Source organism: Enterococcus sp. DIV1304_2 (assembly GCF_050555445.1).
GTDB classification, from domain to species: Bacteria; Bacillota; Bacilli; order Lactobacillales; family Enterococcaceae; genus Enterococcus_B; species Enterococcus_B pernyi.
On sequence record NZ_CP187856.1, the window covers coordinates 1 to 4,147 of the forward strand.

Genomic DNA, 4,147 nt, shown 5'->3' on the forward strand with positions numbered 1-4,147 from the left:
TTGAGTAAACGTGGCACGATCGTGAATGAGTGGGAAAAACTTAACCGCATTTCTAACAGGCGGTTAAAGTATCAAAGTTTGACCCTTCCCTTAAAAATGCAGTGGTCAATTGACCGAATTACCATAGTCGGAAAACTGAAAGAAAATATTTATTATCACACTCCAAATGATGTGTTGATTTTAAATTTTGAACAGCTTATGCGTTTGAACGAAGGCAATGGTTATTTAAAAGCTGTTGGGAATAATGGGTGGCAATTATTAGACCAACACGAGGAAAATATAGCTTATATTGAGATTCTTAAATTTCATGAAGGAAAAGGGCGGATTGACTTTAATCCTAATAAAATCAATCAATTTTTATCAGGTTCCATGAAAAATTTCATTCATGATTTATTTCTAGAACCTCATTTTTCACGTGCGGATATTGCTTGCGATATTGTAGATATTCCCGATGACTTTGTTAGTCAGTATCGTGTAGTTGATCCTGTGTCTTTTAAACCAATTTATGGGCGTTCTGGTAAGTTAGAAACGGCATATTGGGGTAGTCGTGCCAGTGAACGACAAATTCGAATGTACAATAAAAAATTGGAACAAGAAAGAAAACGTAAAATTGTTCCGCCGGAAATAACGACATGGTGGCGACTAGAATTGCAGTTACGAAGGGGAAAAGCAACTGATTGGCATGAGATGGTTCATGAAAGTTTGGATAGCTTTGCTAGTCCACATTATTTTCCGCCAAATACTAAAGTTACTGAACGGATTATGGTGAAAGGTTTGCTTTATGATCATTCTGAGTGGGGAAATCTAGCTAAGAATACAAAGAAAAAATACAGGGATTTGTTGAAGCAAGAAAGTCAAAATGATGAATTGACGAATCATTTGCGAGAGTCATTTGCGGAATCGGCAGACGATTTGAAACGAGAATTAGATACATGGCTCCAAGGACTTGATGTAACGGAAGTAGGTGCTGAATGAGTAATCCAGTAGAAAAAATGACCATAAAAAATCTTGCTGACGAATTGGGTGTATCGAAAAATACAGTGCGCAATCAACTGGTCAATTCAGGGTTTGACCTTGCTCAGTATAAAGAAAATGGCATTATCATGCTAGATAAAGAGTTGATTGGTGTTGTTCGGTCAATTTATCGGTCAAAAAGTGATCAATTGACTGGTCAATTACCGGTCAATAACACAGGCAGTGATTTTCCTTTAGAAAAAGAGAATGAGTTTTTGCGTGATCAATTAGCTGAGAAGGACAAACATATTTCTGAATTAACAGAAATGATTCGTGATCAACAAAAATTGACCCTGCTTCAGCAACAAAAAAACGATCAGTTGTTACTAGAAAATCAAGAATTAAAAAATCGAAAATGGTGGCAATTCTGGAAGTGAGGTGTGACATGGATAAAATTGATTTGAGAGAAGAAACAGTCGATAGAATTGAATTGATGTATGAACGGTTAGCTGATTATTTGAATTTGCCGGATGAAGATAATTATAGTGAAATGCTTGAACGAATTATGGATGTTCTCAACTCGGTTATCAATGCTGATTTAGCAAAATCTTCAGTTTTGACTAATGAATTTGTTCATAAGCATTTAGCGCAAACAACTGATGAATCAGAAAAAGAATTTTGGTTGAAATTAATGAGTCATGTTATGCAGTTAAACCAAATTTCCGTTATTAATTCCAAAGAAAAGGAGATGTAGTTTATGGGAATGACTTTAGCAGATATTAAAGCGCAAGAAGAAAAATTAAAAAAAGAACAAGCGAAACTTCGCCAACAGAAAAAACGCTTGATTGAGAAAGAAAATGCTGCAATGGGCAAGGCTCTTCGCAAGCGTTTTGGGTTTGAAACTTTTGCTGATTTTGAGCGGTGGCTATCGTCGATTTCTGACGATCAGCAACACGAAAAATCAGTGGATAATGAGTGGCTTGCTGATGAAAAATCAGCGCCAAGCGAACGAGATTATCCCGATGAATCTGACGGCTTATTCGGAGTGATACCGAATAAGAAAAGTCAGATGAGTGAGAGTAAATTTACGTCAATATTTAATGACGTGAATTTACGATAAGCGATTATTTTGCGTGAAGCAAAATAAAGCGTAAAAGGAGTTGAGAGCGTGACACGCTTTCGGCTCCTTTTTTCGTTGTCACTTGTGACAGCGAATACCCTCGGAGAGCATTTGGAATTGTGACAGCCATGTCACAATTAGGAAAATGTTACTCTTTGACAAAGAGTAACAGAAAGGTTTACACTCTTTTTATTAGCGACAGCCGAAGGAGGGTTTTAACTTGGGGTTCAGTATTTCGTTCAAAAAGGGAACAAAGAATACAAGCATTTCTCATAATAATCGTGAGTTAACTGATAGCCAAAAAATCAATGACTGGCATAAGCATATTGATTTCACAAAATCGGATGAAAATATCTATTTAGAACAAACAAATATTCGTGAAAAATATGAAGAATTATTCGGTGAAGCCGTAGAAAAATATAATGCAAAGCAGAAAAGAGCCGATAGAAAAATCGAGGACTATTTAGCAAAGGTTCGCAAGGATAAAAAATTGGAACCACAGCGAGAATTTATCGTGCAAATTGGTACTCTTGATGATTTTCGTACTACTCGTGATGATGGTTCTTCTACTGGAATATCGGAACAACAAGCAGAACAAAATCGAGTGATTGCCAACAAAATTTTAGTTGAATATTTCAAAGAATTTAAAGAACGGAATCCTAATTTATCCGTCTACAATGCTGTTATTCATAATGACGAAGTAAGTCCGCACCTGCATTTGAATATTGTTCCTGTTGCTGAAGGGTATAAACGGGGTGTTCAAAAGCAACCAAGTTTTAACAAAGCCTTGCAACAGCAGGGTTTACGAGCAGATAAAGAGAATGGTCGAGTGATTTGGAATAATTTTAGGAATCAGGAAGTTGAGTCAATTGAACGTTTGATGGCAGATTTTGGTTGGGAGCGTGAGTTAGTCGGTACTAACAAAATCAAAGATGTTCACGAATATAAAGAAATCATGAGCGAGATTTCAGAATTGCGTCAAACGGCCGTAAAAGAGCGTGAGAGCGTTTCTGATGAGTTGAGGTATATTTCTAGGCAAAGAGAAGAAAATGAGCGAGAAAAGGCTCTGGTGGCTTCTGAGAGAGTGAAGATTGAAGAAGAGAAGAAAAATATGCTGAATGTAAAAAAAGAGATGGCGGTCATTTTCCAAAAAGATATTGTTCCTTTAGAAAGTTTCAAGAGGCTTCCTGATGGTTCGTATCATTTATCTGGGAATGATTTTGTTGATTTGTATCAACGAGCTACGAGAGCAACAAATGCCAAGAGAAATGCTGATAACATGAGTGAGCAATATTTACAGATGCTTGAGCAAAATACAGAATTAAATGAGTATGTAGCTACATTGGAAGAAGAGCGTCATTTGTCTGGTAGAAAACAATTAGCAGATTTACAAGTGGAAAATAAAAAGCTGAAAGAAGAAAATCGCTCTTTACGCCAGCGTTTAGAGCGATTAAAAAACGCATTTCAAAAATCGATCACTCGTTTGTCTATCCGTTTTGGTCTTGCAGAAAAGGATATGGGGCTTTCTGAGGAATTAGAAGTGTTAGAGCAGGAGAAAACCTTATTTTATCGTCAAAACGTCTCACAGCGTAAATTAGAGCGTTCTGAAGATGAGATCGAGTGGTAGTTACGATGTGCAGTCAACGGTACCGGAGGCGGTTTGTGCCGAGGATAAGGAGTTGACGGCTAAACCACTAGCCTATTAAGCTGACATTTGCTAAAAAATGGCCAGTCCATTTTTTGGCCAACCTAGCGTTAGCGAAGTTTGGGGGCGCCCTTTTCAAAGGGTGCGGTTTTATTTTTTGGATATTTGCATAGCTAAAGAGAAGTGCTATTATTGAGTTAGCAAACAAATGAACTGAAAAAAGAGTAAAAAAATAGTCGAGCAACGCTACCAACGTTCTCGACCTTTACGGAAACTAATCGCACTAGCTCCGTAACTTCTTAATCATTATACGAATATTTTTAGATTTCTTCAAGACTAGAGATTTTTTGGTAATGAATTTTTAAGAGTTACGTGAACTTTTGAAAATTCTTTCCAGAAGTCTCTTTTTCTTTGAGGAGGAACAAAAT

General features: G+C 36.9%; 5 protein-coding genes. All 5 read left to right on the forward strand.

The window, feature by feature from the left end; genetic code table 11:
• The 5 genes from IGJ14_RS15310 to IGJ14_RS15330 all read left to right on the forward strand — a co-directional run bounded on the left by IGJ14_RS15310 (position 1) and on the right by IGJ14_RS15330 (position 3,701).
• A complete protein-coding gene (locus IGJ14_RS15310) occupies positions 1-975 on the forward strand; it encodes a replication initiation factor domain-containing protein (protein WP_002326821.1) in 975 nt (324 codons plus the stop codon).
• Complete coding sequence (locus IGJ14_RS15315; RefSeq protein WP_002292671.1) at positions 972-1,391, forward strand: hypothetical protein; 420 nt, start codon at positions 972-974, stop codon at positions 1,389-1,391. Before IGJ14_RS15310 ends, IGJ14_RS15315 begins: the two co-directional genes overlap by 4 nt.
• An 8-nt stretch (positions 1,392-1,399) precedes the next feature.
• Entirely contained in the window at positions 1,400-1,708 is a 309-nt protein-coding gene (locus IGJ14_RS15320) for a hypothetical protein (protein WP_002333831.1), read from the forward strand.
• 3 nt (positions 1,709-1,711) lie between these two features.
• Positions 1,712-2,074 carry a hypothetical protein gene (locus IGJ14_RS15325; RefSeq protein ID WP_002298418.1) on the forward strand — a complete coding sequence of 121 codons (363 nt, stop codon included), beginning with the start codon at positions 1,712-1,714 and terminating at the stop codon, positions 2,072-2,074.
• Positions 2,075-2,294: 220 nt separating this feature from the next.
• Positions 2,295-3,701 (forward strand): plasmid recombination protein, encoded by a 1,407-nt coding sequence (locus IGJ14_RS15330; protein ID WP_002333830.1) that lies wholly within the window; start codon positions 2,295-2,297, stop codon positions 3,699-3,701.
• Positions 3,702-4,147 lie beyond the last annotated feature (446 nt).

Coding starts and splice junctions, on each gene's coding strand:
- IGJ14_RS15315 (WP_002292671.1), top strand. CDS start 972: ATGAGTAATCCAGTAGAAAAAATGACCATAAAAAATCTTGCTGACGAA.
- IGJ14_RS15325 (WP_002298418.1), top strand. CDS start 1,712: ATGGGAATGACTTTAGCAGATATTAAAGCGCAAGAAGAAAAATTAAAA.
- IGJ14_RS15320 (WP_002333831.1), top strand. CDS start 1,400: ATGGATAAAATTGATTTGAGAGAAGAAACAGTCGATAGAATTGAATTG.